The 20,199-nt window shown below is 65.2% G+C and carries 18 protein-coding genes; 9 read left to right on the top strand and 9 right to left on the bottom strand.

The annotated features are described in order from the left end of the window. The 4 genes from ACFC3J_RS16345 to ACFC3J_RS16330 all read left to right on the top strand — a co-directional run. Positions 1 to 1,745: YadA family autotransporter adhesin (locus ACFC3J_RS16345; protein WP_375197179.1), on the top strand; the 1,745-nt coding region annotated here is incomplete at its 5' end. 190 nt (positions 1,746 to 1,935) lie between these two features. Continuing rightward, the gene (locus ACFC3J_RS16340) at positions 1,936 to 2,682 is read left to right on the top strand and encodes an OmpA family protein (RefSeq protein WP_375197178.1); all 747 of its coding nucleotides are present in this window, start codon (positions 1,936 to 1,938) and stop codon (positions 2,680 to 2,682) included. A 164-nt stretch (positions 2,683 to 2,846) separates the two neighbouring features. Next, a complete protein-coding gene (locus ACFC3J_RS16335) occupies positions 2,847 to 3,734 on the top strand; it encodes an iron-containing redox enzyme family protein (RefSeq protein ID WP_375197177.1) in 888 nt (295 codons plus the stop codon). A gap of 4 nt (positions 3,735 to 3,738) precedes the next feature. Next, complete coding sequence (locus tag ACFC3J_RS16330; protein ID WP_375197176.1) at positions 3,739 to 4,089, top strand: hypothetical protein; 351 nt, start codon at positions 3,739 to 3,741, stop codon at positions 4,087 to 4,089. 109 nt (positions 4,090 to 4,198) lie between these two features. On the opposite strand, the gene ACFC3J_RS16325 is transcribed toward ACFC3J_RS16330, so the two are convergent. The 7 genes from ACFC3J_RS16325 to ACFC3J_RS16295 form a co-directional block, all read right to left on the bottom strand. Further along, positions 4,199 to 4,885, bottom strand: coding sequence for a response regulator transcription factor (locus tag ACFC3J_RS16325; protein ID WP_375197180.1), 687 nt, complete (start codon positions 4,883 to 4,885; stop codon positions 4,199 to 4,201). Between the two features lie 11 nt (positions 4,886 to 4,896). Further along, a complete protein-coding gene (locus tag ACFC3J_RS16320) occupies positions 4,897 to 7,578 on the bottom strand; it encodes a DUF4118 domain-containing protein (RefSeq protein WP_375197175.1) in 2,682 nt (893 codons plus the stop codon). Beyond that, positions 7,575 to 8,162 (bottom strand): potassium-transporting ATPase subunit KdpC, encoded by a 588-nt coding sequence (kdpC, locus tag ACFC3J_RS16315; protein WP_375197174.1) that lies wholly within the window; start codon positions 8,160 to 8,162, stop codon positions 7,575 to 7,577. The genes ACFC3J_RS16320 and kdpC overlap by 4 nt, the downstream gene beginning before the upstream one ends. Before the next feature lie 11 nt (positions 8,163 to 8,173). Further along, positions 8,174 to 10,204 carry a potassium-transporting ATPase subunit KdpB gene (kdpB, locus tag ACFC3J_RS16310; protein WP_375197173.1) on the bottom strand — a complete coding sequence of 677 codons (2,031 nt, stop codon included), beginning with the start codon at positions 10,202 to 10,204 and terminating at the stop codon, positions 8,174 to 8,176. A gap of 13 nt (positions 10,205 to 10,217) precedes the next feature. Further along, on the bottom strand, positions 10,218 to 11,921 hold the full coding sequence (gene kdpA / locus ACFC3J_RS16305; protein ID WP_375197172.1) for a potassium-transporting ATPase subunit KdpA: 1,704 nt from the start codon (positions 11,919 to 11,921) through the stop codon (positions 10,218 to 10,220). A gap of 16 nt (positions 11,922 to 11,937) precedes the next feature. Next, positions 11,938 to 12,027, bottom strand: a complete 90-nt coding sequence (locus ACFC3J_RS16300; protein ID WP_192670039.1) for a potassium-transporting ATPase subunit F — start codon at positions 12,025 to 12,027, stop codon at positions 11,938 to 11,940. A 221-nt stretch (positions 12,028 to 12,248) separates the two neighbouring features. Further along, a complete protein-coding gene (locus tag ACFC3J_RS16295; RefSeq protein WP_375197171.1) occupies positions 12,249 to 12,836 on the bottom strand; it encodes a cysteine hydrolase family protein in 588 nt (195 codons plus the stop codon). Between the two features lie 122 nt (positions 12,837 to 12,958). Between ACFC3J_RS16295 and pncB the strand changes: the two genes are divergently transcribed. From pncB to ACFC3J_RS16280, 3 genes are all read left to right on the top strand, one after another. Beyond that, entirely contained in the window at positions 12,959 to 14,263 is a 1,305-nt protein-coding gene (gene pncB / locus ACFC3J_RS16290) for a nicotinate phosphoribosyltransferase (protein WP_375197170.1), read from the top strand. Between the two features lie 84 nt (positions 14,264 to 14,347). After that, the gene (locus ACFC3J_RS16285) at positions 14,348 to 15,412 is read left to right on the top strand and encodes a type III polyketide synthase (protein WP_375197169.1); all 1,065 of its coding nucleotides are present in this window, start codon (positions 14,348 to 14,350) and stop codon (positions 15,410 to 15,412) included. After that, positions 15,409 to 16,548, top strand: a complete 1,140-nt coding sequence (locus ACFC3J_RS16280) for an NAD(P)/FAD-dependent oxidoreductase (protein WP_375197168.1) — start codon at positions 15,409 to 15,411, stop codon at positions 16,546 to 16,548. Before ACFC3J_RS16285 ends, ACFC3J_RS16280 begins: the two co-directional genes overlap by 4 nt. Here ACFC3J_RS16280 and ACFC3J_RS16275 read toward each other — a convergent pair. Together ACFC3J_RS16275 and ACFC3J_RS16270 are read right to left on the bottom strand one after the other, a co-directional pair. Next, positions 16,478 to 17,176 carry a methyltransferase domain-containing protein gene (locus ACFC3J_RS16275; RefSeq protein ID WP_375197167.1) on the bottom strand — a complete coding sequence of 233 codons (699 nt, stop codon included), beginning with the start codon at positions 17,174 to 17,176 and terminating at the stop codon, positions 16,478 to 16,480. The genes ACFC3J_RS16280 and ACFC3J_RS16275 overlap by 71 nt on opposite strands. A gap of 141 nt (positions 17,177 to 17,317) precedes the next feature. After that, the gene (locus ACFC3J_RS16270; RefSeq protein WP_375197166.1) at positions 17,318 to 18,322 is read right to left on the bottom strand and encodes a polysaccharide deacetylase family protein; all 1,005 of its coding nucleotides are present in this window, start codon (positions 18,320 to 18,322) and stop codon (positions 17,318 to 17,320) included. 301 nt (positions 18,323 to 18,623) lie between these two features. On the opposite strand from ACFC3J_RS16270, the gene ACFC3J_RS16265 reads away from it, so the two are divergent. Then, complete coding sequence (locus ACFC3J_RS16265) at positions 18,624 to 18,800, top strand: hypothetical protein (RefSeq protein WP_375197165.1); 177 nt, start codon at positions 18,624 to 18,626, stop codon at positions 18,798 to 18,800. Next, positions 18,797 to 20,199 (top strand): acyltransferase family protein (locus ACFC3J_RS16260; RefSeq protein WP_375197164.1); only part of this gene is annotated, 1,403 nt, incomplete at its 3' end. The genes ACFC3J_RS16265 and ACFC3J_RS16260, both read left to right, overlap by 4 nt.

Below are 20,199 nucleotides of genomic sequence, written 5' to 3'. Positions count from 1 at the left end.
TCGCGCCCGTGGAATCGACACTCAATTCATTGCCGCTCATCAACATCGATCTGGGCATCAATGCCGCATTGGCCAATGCGGCCGCCGGCGCACCGATCAATCTCAGCGTACTCGACATTAACGGCAATGCCATTGACCTGCTGTCTGATCCGACCTGCGAAACCACTTCGGACAGCTTCAGCCTGACCACTCCGAAGGGCGTTTCCTTCGGCGGCAACAAGATTACGGGTTTGGGAACGCCCGGTCTTGAAGCCAGTGCAGGCGAGATGGATGCCATCGCCATCGGCAATCTTGCCAACACGTCCGTCGGTGCCTTCAACGCCGTCGCGATCGGTTCGGGCGCGTCGGTGACGCATGCGGGCAGCGTTGCATTGGGTTCGGGATCGGTTGCAAACGGGCTGACACTCAACCTGCCCGCCTATCTGATCGGCGGCACTGCCGGCGCAGAGGTGAATGTCGGGGGACGCCGCATAACCGGCCTTGCCGCTGGCGCCAGTCCGACGGACGCGGTCAATGTGGCCCAGTTGCAGGCTGTCAACGATGCGCTGGGCACATTGGCGGGCAACGCCGTGCAATATGACAGCGGCGCCCGAACGCTTGTAACTCTGCAGGGGACGGGGGGCACGCGGATTACCAATCTGGGCGCCGGGACCGTCAGTTCAACGAGCACCGACGCGATCAATGGATCGCAACTTCAGGTAACGAACGATCAGGTGTCGCAGAACAGCGCCGCCATCGCCCAGCTCAGCTACGATCTGGCCGTGCTGAACGATCTGGCGGTCAAATACCAGGACGCCACGAAGTCCAGCGTCGTGCTGGGCGGCGTCGGCGGTACGGCCATCAGCAATCTCGCGCCGGGCGCCGCTGGCAGCGATGCGGTCAACCTGTCGCAACTGACCAGCGCCCCCGGCGGCGGCGGTGGCGGCGGCGGGGGCACGTCCCAGGATGCGCTTCCTTATGACCCCGCCGTTCAGGCCTATAATGCGGTGCGTGGCGGCGTCGATCAGCAGATCACCGGGGTTGCCGCCGGACATCTGGGCGCCGCCTCGACCGATGCGGTGAACGGCTCGCAGCTTTATGCCACCAATGTGCAACTGGCCTATAACATGGCGGCCATTACCGATCTTCAGGAAGGGCGCGCCGGTTTCCTTCAGGTCAACAACAGCTCCGGCCATGCCAGGCCCGTTGCAAGCGGGACGGATGCGCTGGCCGCGGGCGCGGGCGCCGTGGCATCAGGCTTCAACAGCATGGCCGCCGGCACGCAGGCCCAGGCATTGGCGTCGTCGAGCGTGGCGCTTGGTTATGCATCCGTGGCCGATCGGGCCAACAGCGTGTCGGTGGGCAGCGTGGGGGCCGAACGGCAGATCACCAACGTAGCCGACGGCACCGGGGCGACCGATGCGGTCAACTTGCGCCAGCTGCAAGGCGGCATGGGCCAGGCGGTCGATGTTGCCAATGCCTATACGGATGTCCGGTTCAATCTGTTGAGCAGCGGTCTGCGCGATTTGCGCCGCGACGCCGAGGGCGGAACGGCGGCATCGATGGCGATGGCGGGCATCCCGCAATTTTCAGAAGCGGGGACGGGCACCCTGGGCGTCGGCATGAGCAGCTGGCAGGGCGAACATGCCGTCGCCATGGGCCTGTCCAAAGTGTCCGACAATGGCCGCATGATCATCCGCGCAGCGGCCACTTATAACAGCCGCAATCAGGGAGGTGCCAATGCGGGCCTGGGCATTGCATTTTAAAGGACTGTTTGGAAATGCGCGGAAGATCGCATTTCGGGACCGCGCCGACCCTCTCTCCCACCCTGCCATCCAACGGCGGTGTCATGTGGGGGAGCGGGTGGGAGAGAGGGCTGGTGTCGCCATGCGCCGAAGGGTGCTTTGCCAAACAGTCTCTAGGCTCGGCGGTTGCGCGGCAGGGTTGATCCTCGCTTTGTCGGGGGCACAGGCGTCAGAACCTGCCTTCCTGCCGGATATCGCGCCCCTGACGGATTTTCCGGACCCCAGCCGCGCCACTCGCCGCGATGGGCTTTTCCTGCCGCCGGAGATGCCGCGCCTGCTGACGCCGGGAATGACCAAGCGTCAGGTCTACGCCCTGCTGGGCGTGCCGCACTTCCATGAGGGGCTGTTTGGTGAACGCAGGTGGGATTATATCCTCAATTTCTACACCGGATCGAAGACGGCCTATCGGATATGCCGTCTGCAACTGCGCTGGGGCCACCGCATGCGGCTCGCGGGCCTGGCCTGGAGCAGCGAGGATTGTCGTGCAGCTGTCTATCCCCTGCCGGAAAAGTCCGACACAGTCCTGCTTCAACCGCCAGAGGGAGCGCAGGCGCTTGCGCTGACCCTTTATTTCGATTTCGACAAGGTTGATCTGAGCGAAAAGGCGCGGCAGGATCTGGCGGCATTTGTGACGTCTGACGCGGGCTCGGATCATAAACTGTCCGTCACTGGCTTTACGGACGGGGCAGGACCCGACGCCTATAATGACCGTTTGAGCCTCATGCGGGCCGACATGGTGGCAAAAAGCCTTGTCGGCCTGGGCGTGCCTCTGGCGAACTTGCAGGTTTCCGGCGCAGGAGAGCGATCTCCGGCGGTCGCGGCCGAGGGCGCGATGAGGGAGGCGCTGAACCGGCGGGTCATCGTGAGGATCATGGAGGGCAGCGGGATGGGACGATAGACGATCCGGTCCTGTGCTGTCGGCGGCATGGAGAAAGCGCTTACTGAGTTCTGGTGTCGTTCCGCCTGCGGGGGAGCCAATTGATTTCCATCAATGCGATTATACGGAACGACCCGCCACCTTCCCGAATTCTTCCCTGATATCATCAATTGGAAGGTATTTCTGTGGCTACCCGGCTCCAATATAGCAGATCGCAATTTCTCGAACAGAATTTTCAGGAAGAACTCAGTCGCTGGAACAGGAAGCGACTGGCGCCCGCCTTTCCCGCGGACGCCACTGCGTCCCGCTTCGACGAGGACCGCAGCATGCTTCGGCTGGAGCATGCTTTCATGGAGGAGCTGCGCGCCCAGGTGCGCGAGGAAGCGGCATCGGCGCCCACGGGTGCGGATGATTTTGTGAGGTGGTTTGAGGAGCTGAAGGCGGTCGGCCCCGGCCAGCAGGATCGCCTTTTTCCATGGCTGGCCGAGCAGGCCAGCCGTGAGGAGCTGTGCTGGTTTCTCTCCCAGGAGGCCGCAGGCGAAGCGGGGTTCGATGATCTTGTGGCGATGACGCAGGTCAAGATGCCTTCGCGCGCCAAACTGGAACTGGCACGCAATTACTGGGACGAAATGGGGCGCGGCAACGCCAGGGGGATGCACGGACCGATGCTAGGCCAGCTCGCAGAAGTCCTCGATCTCGATACCCGGATTCAGAACACGGTCTGGGAAAGCCTGGCTCTGGCCAATGCCATGACCGCGATGGCGTCGTCGCGCTGCTATGCCTGGCATAGTGTCGGGGCCCTGGGCGTGATCGAACTCACCGCGCCCGATCGTTCGGCGTATACGGCCAAAGGCCTGCGGCGTGTCGGCCTATCCGGCTCGGAACGTCGCTACTTCGACCTCCACGCCGTCCTCGACATCAAACATAGCCGCGACTGGAACGATGAGGCGATCCGGCCCCTCGTTGCCGAAGACCCGCGCAGGGCGACGGCCATGGCGGAGGGCGCGCTGATACGGTTGCACTGCGGCGCCCGCTGCTTTGACCGTTATCGCGCCCATTTCGGGCTGGAGTAAGCGCGTGGCGGTTGGTCCCATATTGTTGGTCGAGGATGATCCGGCGCTTGCCGTGATGATCGCCGGTATATTGGAAGGGGCGGACTATGCGGTGGATGGTCCTTATGCGACCCTGTCTGACGGCATAGCGGCGGTGGCTGCCTGCATGCCGGCCGGCGCCATTCTGGACCTAGGGCAGGGTGGAGATGATGTCGGGATGCTCGCCGACGATCTGGACCTCTATGACATACCCTATATATTCTGTTCCGACATGTCCGATCATTCGGTCGTTCAGGCCCACCCTTCAGCGCCCCTTATCTCCAGAACGACGCTGCCGCTGCGGCTTGTCTTCACCTTGCGCCGAATTCTGCAATAGGATCGATCCGTCGGTTCAACCGGATTGCAGCCCGTCGAGATCGGCAGCATTTTGTGTGCCAATCTTGCAGGAGCCTGATCTCCCCTCAAGATTGTCTCAGCCTGAAATATCAAGCCCGCAATCTATATCCTATCCCCAGTTCATTGCCGATGATGGCGGGCCGCTGCGGATCCTGTTCCAGCTTCTGGCGCAGCGTGCGGATCAGTACGCGCAGATATTCGACATGATGCTCATGCTCATTCGGCCAGACATGGGTCATGATCTGCTGGTGCGTGATGACCCGTCCGGGATATTTGGCGAGCTGTGCCAGCACGGCATATTCCTTGGGGGTCAGATGCACTTCCTGTCCGCCCTTGGTCACGATCCGCGCCATCAGGTCGATGGTCACGTCGCCCGCCCGCACGGCGGTTGCGCCGCCTTCCCGTGTCATCCGGTTGCGCAGCGCCACGCGCACGCGGGCCAGCAACTCCTCCGTGTCGAAGGGCTTGGTGAGATAATCGTCAGCCCCCAGATCCAGCGCCGCGACCTTCTGTTCAGTCGCCTCGCGCGCCGATATGACGATCAGGCTGGCATCACATTGTCGCTTGATGAGCGGCACCAGTTCCAGCCCGTCGCGATCGGGCAGACCCAGATCCAGCAGCACGACATCCGGCCGCTCCTGTCCCAGCATCTCCAGCGCGGCGCGGGCGTCGGCCGCTTCCACCGTCGCATAATCGGCGCGGGTCAGCGCGGCGTGGATCAGACGGCGGATCTGCGGCTCGTCATCGATGACCAGCGCCTTGTGGCGGGTGTTCATGCCCTTGTCTCTCATATCAGGCCCTCTTCGGGCACGGGGGGAAGGATCAGAGCCTGCGGGAAGTTCAGCGTGAAGCAGGCGCCGACGGGATCGTCATGATTGGTCGCGGCGATGCCCAGGCCCATGGCGTCGGCAAAGCCCTTCACGATGGCAAGGCCCAGGCCAGTGCCATGCTTGGCCCGGTCGGACCCTTCCATCCGGGTGAATGTGTCGAAGATGCGCGCCTCGCTGCCCGCCGGGATGCCGGGCCCCTGATCGATTACCGACAGGGTGATGGCGCCGGGCAGGCGTTCGCCCCTGATGGTGACCGGGGTGCCGGGATCGGCATAACGCCCGGCATTGTCGAGCAGGTTGATGAGGATGTGGTGCAGCAGCGTCGGATCGACCCGCACCAGCGGGATGTCGGGCGGGACGTCGACGCTCACCTCATGCCCCGCGAGCGACTGGCGCGTGTCGTGCACCGCGCCCGCTACCGCGTCGAACAGATCGGTCGGGTCGGTCTTCAGCGGCAGCGCCCCCGCTTCCACCCGCGCCATGTCCAGCAGGTTGGCGACGAAGCGCCTCAGCCGCTCCGCCTCCGCCTCGACGGTCTCGGCCAGTTCGCTCGCCTGACCTTCCAGGGGCTGGCGCTTCAGCTCATGCACGGCTGAAATGATGGTGGTCAGCGGCGTGCGCAGGTCATGGCTGACCGAGGAGAGCAGCGCGGAACGGAGCCGGTCGCGCTCGCGGACCTGCCGCGCGTCGAGCATTTCCTCCTCCAGCGCCATGCGGTCGAAGGCGATGGCGGCCTGATCGAGCAGGCTCATCAGCAGGGGCAGCTGGTCGGAGCGAAGCGGTTCCCCGGCATCCTCGCGGGCGAGGCCCAGCACGCCCAGCACCCCGCGACTGGTGCGCAAGGGGTGGAACAGCCAGTCCGACGCGGTGAGGGTGGAGGAGCCGCGCCCGGCGGGCTGGTCATTGTCCATGGCCCATTGGGCCGCCGCCCGTTCGATATGCTCCAGCCGATCCTCGGGCGGCACGGCTGCGCGCAGTTGCGGGCCGCCGGGGGAGGGCAGCAGCAGCACGGTGCGCGCGTCGAACAGGCGGCTGACCTCGCCGCAGATCGCGTGCATCAGCTCCTCCTGACTGGCGGCGGCGTTGAGCTGGCGGGAAAAGCCCGCCAGCGCGGCATTTTGCCGGGCGCTCCGGTGGGCAAGGTCCGCCTGCGCGCGGACGCGGGCAGCGAACTGGCTGGTGACGATGGCGACGCCCAGCAGGACGAGTATGCTGATGACATTTTCCGGATTGCTGACGGTCAGCGTGCCAGTGGGCGGCAGGAAGAAGAAATTATAGGCCAGGCTGGAGAGCAGTCCCGAAAACAGCCCGGCGCGCAGGCCGAAACTGGCGGCCGCGAACATCACCGGCACCAGATAGAGCAGCGCGATATTGCCCAGCGCGATACTCTCGACGGCCAGACGGCCGATCGCGGTCATCAGGGCGATCATGAGCGTCGACCAGATATAGTCGGCGGGCCTGCCCCATGGCCCATCCCGCAGCGCGGCTGCGGCCCGTCCCGCATGCGCGGTCTCCTCGCCGGGCAAGACATGGACGGCAACATTCCCCACATCCCGGACCAGCCGGTCCACGACCGATCCATGGCGCAGTTCGAACCACCAGGACCGCGCCGCCTTGCCGATCACGATCTGCGTGGCGCGCGCGTCAGCCGCATGGAGGCGCAGCCCTTCCACCACGGTCTGCGCCGGAATGGTGGCCGTGACTGCCCCCAGCCGCGAGGCAAGCGCCATGGTGTCGGCCAGCTGGGCGCGCTCTTCTGCCGAAAAATGGAGGCTGCGCTGCGTTTCGATATGCACGGCGGTCCATGGCGCCTTCAGCGCGTCGGCCAGCCGCTTGGCGGCGCGGACCAGCCCCTGCGCGCTCGGCAGTTCGTTGATCGCGACCAGCACGCGCTCCCCCACCGCGAAGCGCCCCGCGAGCGCATGGGCGCGGACATAGTCCAGCATCTGCGCGTCGACCGCCTGCGCCGCCCGGCGCAGCGCCATTTCGCGCAGGGCGGTCAGGTTGGACTTGGAAAAGAAATGGTTGAGCGCCCGGCTGGCCTCGGCCGGGATATAGACCTTCCCCTCCTTCAGCCGCTCGATCAGCTCGTCGGGCGGAATGTCGACCACCTCGATCTCGGCATTTTCCAGCACCGAATCCGGCACCGTCTCGCGCACGCGGACGCGGGTGAAGGAAGCCACGACGTCGTTCAGGCTCTCCACATGCTGGATGTTGACGGTGGAATAGACGTCGATCCCGGCGTCCAGCAGTTCCTCAATGTCCTGATAGCGCTTGGGGTGGCGGCTGCCCGGCGCGTTCGTATGCGCCAGTTCATCGACCAGCGCCAGCTGCGGACGGCGGGCGAGGATGGCGTCGATGTCCATCTCGCTCAGGACATGGCCCTGATGCTCCACGGTGCGACGGGGAATGACCTTATGGCCATGAAGCAGCGCCTCGGTCTCGCGGCGGCCATGGGTTTCCACGACGCCCACGACAACATCGATCCCGGCTTGCAGACGTTGCATCCCGCCCGTCAGCATTTCATAGGTTTTGCCCACGCCCGGCGCCGCACCGAGGAAAATCTTCAAACGGCCGCGGCCTTCCTGCGTTGCTGCACGCAGAAAGGCTTCGGGATCGCGGCGGTCCGGTTCGGTCATTGGCCCTGATTAGCGCTGATCCGGTCCAGCCGTCGATTGATTTCCAGCACGTTGACGTGGGTTTCGCCGATGAAGCCCAGCAGCGGCCGTTCGACGCTGTCGTCAATGAGCCTGCGGACGGCGGTGGGCGTCAGCCCGCGGGCCCGCGCGATCCGATCGGCCTGATAAAAGGCCGCATTGGGGCTGATATGGGGGTCAAGCCCCGATGCGGAGGCTGTCACCAGATCGGACGGAACGGGGCGACCGGGTGAAGTGGCGTTTGCCTTGAGGTCCTGCGCGACGCGCTCGGCCAGCGCCCTGCTCGCCGGGCCGAGGTTGGAGCCGGAGGAGGCCATGCCGTCATAGCCCTTGCCCGCGGCCGAGGGGCGGGAGTGGAAATAGCGGGCGCTGGCGAAGCTCTGGCCGATCAGGGCGGAGCCGATGGGCCTGCCATTCTGCTCGATCAGGCTGCCATTGGCCTGCCGCGGGAACAGCGTCTGGCCGATGCCGGTCAAGGCCAGCGGATAGGCGATGCCCAGCAGCAGAGCGAACAGCAGCGTCATGACGAGCGCGGGGCGCAACGAGGATCTAAGGTCGGTGAACATGCTTTTCCTCCTCAGGCGAGGCCAAGGCCATTGACGGCCAGATCGATGAGCTTGATCCCCGCAAAAGGCGCGATCAGCCCGCCCAGCCCATAAATGGTCAGATTGCGCGCCAGCAGCGGGCCCGCGCCGATCGGCCGGTAGGTCACGCCCCTCAGGGCAAGCGGCACGAGGCAGGGGATGATCAGCGCATTGAAGATGATGGCTGACAGGATCGCGCTCTGCGGGCTGGCGAGGCCCATGATGTTGAGAATGCCAAGGCCCGGATAAAGCGCCACGAACATGGCCGGGATGATGGCGAAATATTTGGCGACGTCATTGGCGACCGAAAAGGTGGTGAGTGCGCCGCGCGTCATCAGCAACTGCTTGCCGAGGCCCACCACCTCGATGAGCTTGGTCGGGTCGCTGTCGAGGTCGACCATGTTGCCCGCCTCCCGCGCTGCCTGCGTGCCGGTGTTCATCGCGACGCCGACGTCAGCCTGCGCCAGAGCGGGCGCGTCATTGGTGCCGTCGCCGCACATGGCGACCAGCCGTCCGCCCTCCTGCTCCCTGCGGATCAGGGCCAGCTTGTCCTCGGGCGTGGCCTGCGCCAGAAAATCGTCGACCCCTGCCTCGGCTGCGATGGAGGCGGCGGTCAGCGGGTTGTCGCCGGTGATCATGACCGTGCGTATGCCCATGGCGCGCAGCTCGCCGAAGCGTTCGCGTATGCCCGCCTTGACGATATCCTTGAGGAAGATCGCGCCCATCAGCCTGCCGTCTTTCGCCACGGCCAGCGGCGTGCCGCCAGCGCGCGCGATGTCGTCGGTGATGCGGCGCAGCTCCGCTGTCGCGGCTTCCCTGTCCAGACCCGGATTGGCGCGCAATATGCTGTCCACCGCGCCCTTCTGGATGATGCTGCCGTTCCACTGCACGCCCGAGATGCGGGTCTGGGCGGTGAAGGGAATTACCTCCGCCCCCTGGGGCAGGCTGGTCGCGGTCTGGCCGAACCTTTCCCGTGCCAGCCATGTGATGGAACGGCCCTCTGGCGTTTCATCGGCGAGGCTGGCGAGCAGGGCGGCTTCGGCCAGCTCAGCCTCGGACGCGCCGCCGACCGGGCGGAATTCGGTTGCCTGCCGGTCGCCCACGGTGATGGTGCCTGTCTTGTCGAGCAGCAGCACGTCGATGTCGCCCGCCGCCTCGACCGCCCGGCCCGATTTGGCCAGCACGTTGAAGCGCACCAGCCGGTCCATGCCTGCTATGCCTATGGCCGACAGCAGCGCGGCGATCGTGGTCGGAATCAGCGTGATCAGCAAAGCTGCGAGGATCGCGACCGGGATCGACCCACCCGCATAGCTGGCAAAGCCGGGGATGGTGCCGACCGCGATCAGGAAGATGATGGTCAGCCCGACCAGCAGCAGGGTGAGGGCGATTTCATTGGGCGTCTTCTGCCGCTCCGCCCCCTCGACCAGCGCGATCATGCGATCGAGAAACCCCTGGCCGGGATTCACCGTCACCCGCACCCGGATCTCATCGGATATGACGCGGGTGCCTGCCGTCACGGCGGAGCGGTCGCCGCCCGCCTCGCGGATGACGGGCGCGCTTTCGCCGGTGATCGCCGCTTCGTTGACGGAGGCGACGCCGGAGACCACTTCGCCGTCGGCCGGGATCAGCTCGCCGGTCCGGACGAGCACGATGTCGTCCCGCCGCAGCGCGCCGGCCGGGATGGTTTCGGCGCTGTCGCCGCGCATGCGCCGGGCGGTCAGGTCGGCCTTGGTCGCGCGCAGGGACGCGGCCTGCGCCTTGCCGCGTCCTTCGGCAAGCGCCTCGGCGAAGGTGCCGAACAGGACGGTAAGCCACAACCAGACCACCAGTTGCAGCTTGAAGCCGGTGGCAAGGCTGTCCTGACCGATCGCCAGCAGCACCGTCAGCAGCAGCGCGACGATAGCGGTGGTGAACATCACCGGATTGCGGATCAGCTCCCTGGGATGAAGCTTGCGAAAGGCATCCCCGCAGGCGGGCAGGATCAGCGCGGCGGTGAAGATCGATTTTTGTGCGGATCGGCTCATATGCTTTGATCCTTCAGAAAAGCTGGCCACGGATCATCGCGAGATGATCGGCGACGGGACCAAGGGCGAGGCTGGGCAGGAACGTGAGGCCGCCGACCACGGCCACGATGCCGACCAGCAGCCCGGTCCATAGCGGCCCGGTGGTGGGGAAGCTGCCCGCCGTTTCGGGCGTGTATTTCTTGGCGGCGAGGCTGCCCGCGATCGCCAGCATCGGTACGATGATGAAGAAGCGGCCGACCCACATCGCCACGCCCAGCAGGCCGTTGTAAAAGGGCGTGTTGGCGGTGAGGCCCGCAAAGGCCGAGCCATTGTTCCCGACGGCCGAGGTGAAGGCGTAGAGTATCTCCGAAAAGCCGTGCGGTCCCTTGTTGAGCGGCCCGGCCAGCCCCGCGGGCAGGACCGAGGCGATCGCCGAAAAGCCAAGGATGATGAGCGGCAGCACCGCAATGGCGAGAACGGCGAGCTTCACTTCGCGGCTCTCGATCTTCTTGCCGACATATTCGGGCGTGCGGCCGACCATGAGGCCTGCGACGAACACGGCGAGGATGGCGAACAGCAGGAAGCCGTAAATGCCTGCGCCCACGCCGCCGACCACGACTTCGCCCAGCTGGATGTTGATGAGCGGGATCATGCCGCCCAGCGCGGTGAAGCTGTCGTGCATGGCGTTGACCGCGCCGCAGCTGGCCGCCGTGGTGACGACCGAGAAAAGGGCCGAGGCGGCGATGCCGAAGCGGACTTCCTTGCCCTCCATATTGCCGCCCGGAACGCCCAGATGGTGGAGGATGGGGTTGCCTGCGGCCTCCTGCCAGTAAGTGACGGTGACGCCGATCAGGAAGAGGGTGAGCATCGCGGCCAGGATCGCCCAGCCCTGCCGCGGGTTGCCGACCGCCTTGCCGAACGTCCAGGTGAGGCCGAAACCGATGACGAAGATCGACAGCATCTGCACGAAATTGGTGAGCGCGGTCGGATTTTCGAAGGGATGGGCGCTGTTGGCGTTGAAGAAGCCGCCGCCGTTGGTGCCCAGCATCTTGATCGCCTCCTGCGACGCGACCGGACCGAGGGCGAGGGTCTGCTTCGCGCCCTCCAGCGTGGTGAGGTCGACCGACTGGGCGAGCGTCTGCGGCACGCCGCTGGCGATCAGGAACAGGGCATAGAGGATGCAGAGCGGCAGCAGCAGGTAGAGCGTCACCCGCGTCATGTCGGCCCAGAAATTGCCGATGGTGGCGGCGCTGCGCCGGGCGAAGCCGCGGAACAGCGCGAAGGCCAGCGCAATGCCGGTCGCGGCGGACAGGAAATTGTGGATGGCAAGGCCCAGCATCTGGGCAAGGTTCGACAGGGTCGATTCCCCGGCATAGCTTTGCCAGTTGGTATTGGTGGTGAAGCTGACCGCCGTGTTGAACGCCAGGTCGCTGCTGGTTCCGGCATAGCCCAGCGGATTGAACGGCAGCATCGCCTGAAGCCGCAGCACGGCATAGGTGAACAGCAGCAGCGCCGCGTTGAAGATCAGCATATGGACGGCATAGCGGCGCCATCCCTGTTCCTGATCCGGGTCGATGCCGGACAGACGGTAAAAGCCGCGCTCGACCGGGCCGAGCAGCGCATGAAGCGGCGTGCGGCGCCCTTCATAGAGCGCAAACAGCCAAAGCCCGACCGGCTTGGTCAGCGCCAGCAACAGGCCGATGAAGGCGAGGATGAGCATCCATCCCTGAATTGTCATAGGTCCGCCTCCCTTTTCAGAAGCGTTCGGGGCGCGCGAGAACGGCCACCAGATAGAGAAGAAGGCCGATGGCGGTCAGCGCCGCCAGCCAGAGGTCGATGGTCATGGACGCGCTCCCCCCTCAGGCCTTTTCGCAGAGCGCGGCATAGCCGAGCGTTACGGTCAGCAAGAGGAGGATCAGGCCGATCCAGAGAATGTCCTGCATGAGAAAAGCTCCCGCAGGCGATCCGTCGCGCGGGGTGCGGGACCGATTCGTCTGCCGCCCGTCAATTAGGGCGGCAGCGCGTTTGAATGCGAGAGACAGGGATTAGCAGCGGCATAGTAATGTCATATGATTGGCTGGATTTTCAGGGCACTATCCGCAATCTCAGCGGCGACCGCTTCTGCCTCCCGGCCGATTCCGCGGGTGAGGGCGGCGGGCCACTCCACCCGGAAACCGCGGGCCAAAAGCCCTTCGATCGCCCAGCGCACGCAATAATCGGCGGCAACGCCCACCACCGTCACATTGTCGACGCCGCGCCCGGCGAGCGTGGCGAAAAAGACGTCGCGATCGATCGGCTGTTCGCCCGCTCTGCTGACGGCAAGACCCGGTTCCGCCCACATGTCGAACACGCCCTTTTCCATGCGGTAAACCGGAATGGCCGGATCGATGACATGGGCGTCCAGCACGCTTTCCCAACCCGCCGTGCCGCGCAGGCAGTGAAGCGGAAACTGCCCGGCTTCGGCCGATCCTGCATAGACGTCCGCCAGATGGGTGTCGAAGGTCATCAGCACGCCTGCCACCGCCGCCGGATCGAGCGCGCCGAGCCAGTCCTGCATCGGCGCGATCAGCGCCTGGGCATCGGGCACCGGCAGCGCGCCCGACGGCATCACAAAGTCGCGCTGCATATCCACCACGATCACGAAGCCGGTCATGTCGAGCCTCCTATCAGGACCTGCGGCCTAGGACATAAAGTGCCGCTTTACCAGCGATGTGGGCTGACAGCCGCGCGCGCCGCGCATAAGCTGACGCCCCTTATGGGCTGAACGGAATTTCCATGGTTTACACCGACATCGCGACACGGACCTATAACCATAATTGGCGTCTGGACCCGATCGTCCGCAGCCTGCTGGATACCGATTTCTACAAGCTGCTGATGCTCCAGATGATCCGGCATCTCCATCCGGACGTGCAGGTGACGTTCGAACTCATCAACCGGACGAAGTCCGTGCGGCTGGCGGACGTCATCGACGAGGGCGAATTGCGCGCGCAGCTCGACCATGCGCGCTCGATCCGGTTCGGGAAGAAGGAACTGATCTGGCTCGCGGGTAACAGCTTCTACGGCAAGGCGCAGATGTTCAGCCCGGATTTCATCGCCTGGCTTGCCGATTTCCAGCTGCCCGAATATGAACTGCGCAAGGCGGACGGCCAATATGAGCTGCGCTTCCATGGCCCCTGGACCCACAGCAGCATGTGGGAAATTCCGGCGCTGACGATCATCAACGAATTGCGGTCGCGCGCGGCGATGAAGGGACGGGCGCGGTTCGAGCTGGACGTTCTCTATGCCCGCGCCAAGGCCAAGCTCTGGGAGAAGGTGGAACGTCTGAAGCCCCTGCCGGACCTCGTCATTTCCGATTTCGGCACGCGGCGGCGGCACGGTTTCCTGTGGCAGCGCTGGTGCGTGGAGGCGCTGAAGGAGGGGTTGGGCAGCCGCTTCATCGGATCGTCCAACGTGCTGCTCGCCATGGATGCCGATCTGGAGGCGATCGGCACCAACGCGCATGAACTGCCCATGGTGCAGGCGGCGCTGGCGCAGGATGATGCGGCGTTGGCCGCCGCGCCCTATCGGGTGCTGGAGGATTGGCGCAGCCATTATGGCGGCAATCTGCTGGTGGCGCTGCCCGACGCTTTCGGGACCGCCGCCTTCCTCAAAAACGCGCCTGACTGGGTGGCCGACTGGACCGGCTTCCGCCCCGACAGCGCGCCGCCGATCGCGGGCGGGGAGCAGATCATCCGCTGGTGGCAGGAAAAGGGGCGCGATCCGCGCAGCAAGCTGCTGATCTTTTCCGACGGCATGGACGTGGACTCGATCGAGGCGAGCTATCGCCATTTTCATGGCCGGGTGCGGATGAGTTTCGGCTGGGGAACCAACCTCACCAATGATTTCCGGGGCTGCGCGCCCTTTGCGACCGATGGGCTGGACCCGATCTCGCTGGTGTGCAAAGTGGTGGCGGCGAACGGCAGGCCAGCAGTCAAGCTGTCGGACAATCCCGCCAAGGCGACCGGCGATCCCAGGGAAATTGCCCGTTATCTGCGGATATTCGGTGAAGAAGGACGGGTATCGGCCGATGTCGACGTCTAAGCCGGGGTGGACCGCCGATCGGACGGCAGGATCGTTTCCCATCCGCGCCGCGTTTAGCCGCCGACATTTCGACAAGGCCCAGCAATGACCTTCACGCGAGCACGCATAAACGCCATCGGCTGCGCCGTGCCCGCGCAGGACATGCACGCTTCCTTCGTCCGGTGGGCCAGCGGCCAGATCGACGATCCCCGCGAACGGCAGCTGTTCGCGCGGATGGCGGAGCGGTCGGGCATAGGGCATCGCTGGTGCGTCCTGCCGCCAACGGCGGAAGGCGGTTCGCCGGTCGATCCGGGCGGTTTCTATGCCGGCGCCATGCCGCCCACCTCGCTGCGCATGCGTCACTATGCGCATCATGCGCCCGCGCTTTGTCTCGATGCGATCGGCCGGCTGGCGGAGCAGGTCGCGCTCGACGGGATCAGCCATCTGGTGGTGGCCAGCTGCACCGGCTTCGTCGCGCCGGGCATCGACCAGATCATCGCCGACCGGCTGGGGCTGGAGGGGGTGGAGCGGACACTGGTGGGCTTCATGGGCTGCTATGCGGCGGTGGCGGCGCTCCGGACGGCGCGACACATCGTCCGGTCCGAACCGGCGGCGCGGGTGCTGGTGGTGACGGTCGAGCTGTCATCCCTGCACTTCCAGCCTGAAGAGCGGATCGAACGGCTGCTGATGATGCTGCAATTCGGGGACGGGGCGGCGGCGGCGCTGGTCACGGCGGATGGGCCGGGCATTGCCGTCGATCAGCCCTTTTCGCTCAATCTGGAGGATTCGGCCGAGCTGATCCGCTGGGACATTGGCGACAGCGGTTTCGTCATGCACCTGTCGGGGGAAGTGCCGGGCCGCATTCAGGCGGCGCTGGGCGATCCGGCGATCCGGCGGCGGATAGTGGGCGGCGACGATCCGGCGGCGGTCGACAGCTGGGCGGTCCATGCCGGGGGACGGTCCATCCTCGACGCGGTGGAACATGGTCTGGGACTGGACGATCAGGCGCTGGCGCCCTCGCGCAGCGTGCTGGCGCGCTTCGGCAACATGTCGTCGGCCACGCTGATGTTCATCCTGCGCGACATGCTCGGACGAACGGGCAAGGGCGTGGCGCTCGCCTTCGGGCCGGGGCTGGCGGCCGAGGGATTCCGGTTCGAAGGCCTGCCATGACGCATCGCCCGCCCGCCCTGATCGTCGGCGGCGGTCCCGCGGGTGCGGCGGTGGCGATCACGCTCGCGCAGGCGGGCCTGAAACCCCATCTGGTCGAGCGCCAGGCCGGGCCGCATGACAGCGTGTGCGGCGGCTTTCTGGGCTGGGATGCGCTGGCGGCGCTGCGCGACATGGGACTGGACGCCTTTGCGCTGGGGGCGCGGCCGATCGAGCATTTGCGCCTGTTCGCCGGCGCACGATGCGTCGAACTGGCCCTGCCGCACCGCGCTGCGGGCCTGTCGCGACGATTGCTGGATGAGGCGCTGATCTGCCATGCGAAGGGCGCCGGGGCGATCGTCATGCAGGGGCGCGCCGTGCGGACGGCCGACCTGCCGGGGCGCTCGATCCGCTTCGACGATGGCGATGAAATGGCGGGGGAGGCGCTGTTTCTGGCGACGGGCAAGCATGAACTGCGCGGGGCGGCCCGCGACCTGACCGGACGGAAGGAGGCGCCCTCCGTGGGCTTGCGCGCGGTGCTGCCCGCCAGCGCGGATCTGGCCGGGGCCATCGAGTTGCACCTGTTCGACGGCGGCTATGCGGGGCTGTTGTCGCAGGAGGACGGCACCGCCAATCTCTGCCTCTCGGTCGCGCGGGAGCGGCTGAGCGAAGCGGGCGGCGTGGCCGCGCTGATCCACGCCATCATGGCGCAGGCCCCCCACCTTGCCCGGCGGATGGAAGACGCGCTTCCCGGTCGTTTCGAGGCGATTGCCGGCGTGCCCTATGGCTGGCGGGCGGCGGCAGGCCAACCCGGCCTTTTCCGCGTCGGGGATCAGGGCGCTGTCATCGCCTCGCTGGCCGGAGACGGCATCGCCATCGCGCTCGCCAGCGGGGTCAGCGCGGCGCAGGCCTTTCTGGCCGGAGGAGCGGAGGCGGCGACGGACTGGCAAAGGCAGTGGCACCGCCAGAGCCGCCGGCCCATCTTCGCTGCGGAGGCCTTGCGCCATGCAGCGGCGAGGCCGGGCGCGCGCGACATGCTGATGCGCCTGCTGCAATGGATGCCGGGGCTGGGCGCGCAGGCGGCCCTGCTCACCCGCATATCCGCTCCACGCAGAGGCGAAAGGCGAAGCGGCGCACGATTCGCACCTGATCGAGCCTGATGCCTGCCTGCGGCAGCAGCTTCGCCCAGTCGCCGGGGCGGAAGGCGCGGGCGATGGAAAGCTGTCCATCCTCCCGCACGATGCGGTGGACGCGCAGCAGCCGGGCGAGGATCGGAAAGCCCCAATGGGCAAAGCCATGACGATGCAGGTCGCAGATCAGCCAGCCCCTTCGCGCATGGGTCTCCATATGGCGCAGGAAGGTCATGAGCTGCGCGTCCGTCATATGATGGGTCACCTGACTGGAGATGATGAAGTCGAAGGCTTCCGGCTGGTCGAGATAGTCCCCGGCGCGATAGTCGATCGCAAGGTCCGGCGGGGTCGCGGCCCGCGCCGCCGCCAGACTTTTTTCATTGAGATCGACGCCGATCAGTTCGGCCTCGATCCCCCGGCGCCTTGCCCATCGGGCCACGGCGCGCAAGATGTCGCCGTCGCCGAAACCGACGTCCAGCAGGCGGAAATGCCGGGCCGGTCCGACGGCGCGGTTGAGAAAGGCGATGGTCGGCCAGGCGGTGCAGGTCCAGCGATTGACCCGCGCCAGATCGTGCAGCACGCGCGCATAGACGGCCGGGTCCAGATCCGGCGCATCCATCTGCTCTTCCCGGCGCGAACGGATAGAAAGGTCGGCCATGCTGCGCTCCTTCGTCCGCCCGTTATCATGCCCGGCCGGTTATGCACATGCCGACCGGGGGAACGGCGAGTATTTTAGCGCGGCCTGTCGATATGAGGCGGCGCTGGAAGAGACCGGGGCTGCATTCCCTGTCATAAGGTTTTATCGGCACAGGCCTTTCATATTGTCGGCGGGTCGCAGCCGGGGGATGGCATCGGTTGCGATTTTCCTCTGCCTGGCGACGCGGTCCATCATCAGCTGGTTGCCCTCCCACGGATCGACGCCTTGATAGGCCGGATCACGCTGCGCGGCCTGCAGGGTCACGTAACGGGCGCCGGCCGCATCCAGCCGATCCAGCACTTGAGGCAGCATGTCCGCGCTCCATGCGCTCAGATGGGTCAGCAAAATCTGCGGGATCATGCGGCCATACAGGGTGTGCGACAGTGCCTTCATGCGGATGATGCCATCGTCGACCGCTTGCAGATATTGGGCCTTCATGGCGGCGATCGCGGCGGCGTCGCCCTTGGCGCGGCAACGGGCATAGGCGTCGCTGTAGGCCCAGTCGTCGAAGCTGACGCTGGCCTCGGCAATGCGGTAGCCTCTCTGTTTCAGAAAGGCGATGGCTTCGTCATGCTGTGCCTTGTCCTTGCCCGCCGCCATGTTGGGGAAGCGGAAATAGCGCCAGTCGGCTCCTCGCATGCGGCGCGCAATTTCCTGTTCGCCTGTGACCACGTCGCTCTTCCACGCTGCGAGCGAGGGCGCGCGGTTCAGGTTCATATGGCTGTAGGAATGATTGCCGAGCGAATAAGCGGCGCGGCGCCAGCGGTCCAGAACCTCCCGCCCATCGGGATCGCGGTCCAGTTTCGAGACATTGACGAGGCCAAAGGCATCCGGCACCCGATGCCGCTTCAATGCTCCGATATAGAGATCCGCGACGGCAAGGCGCGTCACGCCCGGCGGCAATCGGCCATTCCCGCTCAGATCATCGACGGTTATGACGATGTCGAAGGGCTGCCTGACACGCGAATAGTCGATGGGGGCACGCGGCGCCGCCATCAGGACCATCCCCGCCATTGCCGTGAGCGCGATTCCGCCTGTACCTGCCAGTCGCATGTGGCGTCTGTTGCGCGGACCGCGCCTGAACGGCCCGATCATGGCCAGGATCATGCCGTTCGTTTCAGAAACTGTTTGGAAATGCGCGGAAGAACGCATCTCGAGGCGGCGCCACGGGGGAGAGGGCTGGCGCCGCGATGCGCCGAAAGGCGCATTTTCAAACAGTGTCTCAGGCCAACCATTTTTCCCGTCCCTTTCCCATGAAATCTGACGCGTTCCAATAATCCGAAACGGTAATTCCCTGCATCTCGCCGAAATTACAAATCCGGTGAACAATGCATATTGTGCGCCACGCCGATGCGCCTGAACGTATCAAGGCGGGAAAAATTGAAATATTTTAACGATATAGTCGCTTGTGAAGGAGTTGGCCGGCTCGTCGATCATAGGCGGCGTTCATCTTGAAAAGGGGAAGATGATGCAAGATTGTTGGCTGATTTACTTCAACGACAGGTTCGGCGCTCTCTCTGATCTTCGGATTGTCCGCCCGTCTTCAGGAAGCATCAAGGCCCTGCGCAAGGCCGCCTGCGCATGATCAGGCAATATCGCGCCGACATTGATGGATTGCGGACCGTCGCCGTCCTTCCGGTCGTCATCTTTCACCTGGGCACGAGCCTCTTCTCCGGCGGGTTCGTCGGCGTCGACGTATTCTTCGTAATCTCCGGCTTCCTCATCACGCAAACGCTTCTAGGTGAGCAGGGCAACTGGCGGGATGCGCTGTTCGATTTCTACAAGCGGCGGATAAAGCGCATTTTTCCTGCGCTGTTCGTGCTCTACCTCTGCGTGATGCTGGCCGCCAGCCTGTTGCTGATGTCCGATCAGAGTACGGAAGTGGCGAAGTCGATCATCGCATCGATCTTCTTCGTGTCGAACATGCTGTTCTATAGCCAGAGCGGGTATTTTGACGGAGAACTCGACAGCAATCCCCTGCTGCACACCTGGTCTCTCTCGGTCGAAGAGCAATTCTACATCTTCTTCCCGCTGCTGATCTTCTTTACCCGCAGCTGGACGACGGCGCACCGGCGACAGCTGGTCTGGGCCTTGACCCTGGCCAGTTTCGTGGCGGCGCAATGGATGGTGTCGCGCAATGCGAGCGCGGCCTTCTACCTCATTCCCTTCCGCACATGGGAACTGGCGCTGGGGTCGTTGCTGGCGATCGGCGCAATTCCCGCGCCGCGCCGCCAGTGGCAGGCAGAGGCCGGCGTGCTGCTTGGCCTTGCCCTCATCGGCTTTGCGGTCCTTTTCTATAACAAGGCCACCACTTTCCCGGGCGCATCGGCTCTTGTTCCCTGTCTGGGAACGGCCCTTGTCCTCCTCTGCGGCGAAAGGTCGGTCACTCTGGGCGGACGGCTGCTTTCCCTGCCGCCGATGCGCTTCATCGGTCTCATCTCCTATTCGCTCTATCTCTGGCATTGGCCGATCATCGTCCTGTATCGCCAGATCGACAGCCGACTGGACAATGTCGAGCGGGCTTCGCTGTTGGTCGCGGCGCTGGTGGCGGCAACCATTTCCTGGGCCTTGGTCGAAAAGCCATTCCGCCGGTCAAGCCGCTTGACCTCGCGCGCGGTGGTGGCGCGCGGTACGGCCGCCATGGCGCTGTGCGGGGCAGGGGTCCTGTCGCTCGCGGTGACAAGCAACATGCTCTATCCGATTTCCGCGCAGGCGAGAGGCGTTCTGGCCTATGGAGAGCGGACCGGCCGCACTGAGATGATGCGAACCGGCTCGTGTTTCCTGACCTCTCAGCATCGCCTGTCAGACTTTGCTTTCGACCGGTGCATGATCGCGCCGCATGACAAGCCGCGCATTCTGATCGTGGGCGACAGCCATGCCGCCCATCTTTATTATGGTCTGAACCATGCCATGCCGCGCGCCCATATTTTGCAGGCGACGGCATCGGGATGCAAACCGCTGATCGGCAGCCGTGGCGATGCGCG

The sequence above is a fragment of the Sphingobium sp. genome (genome assembly GCF_041987595.1).
Lineage (GTDB): Bacteria > Pseudomonadota > Alphaproteobacteria > Sphingomonadales > Sphingomonadaceae > Sphingobium.
Note: the sequence above shows the minus strand (reverse complement) of the source record. Positions and strands in the feature narration are given on the sequence as shown.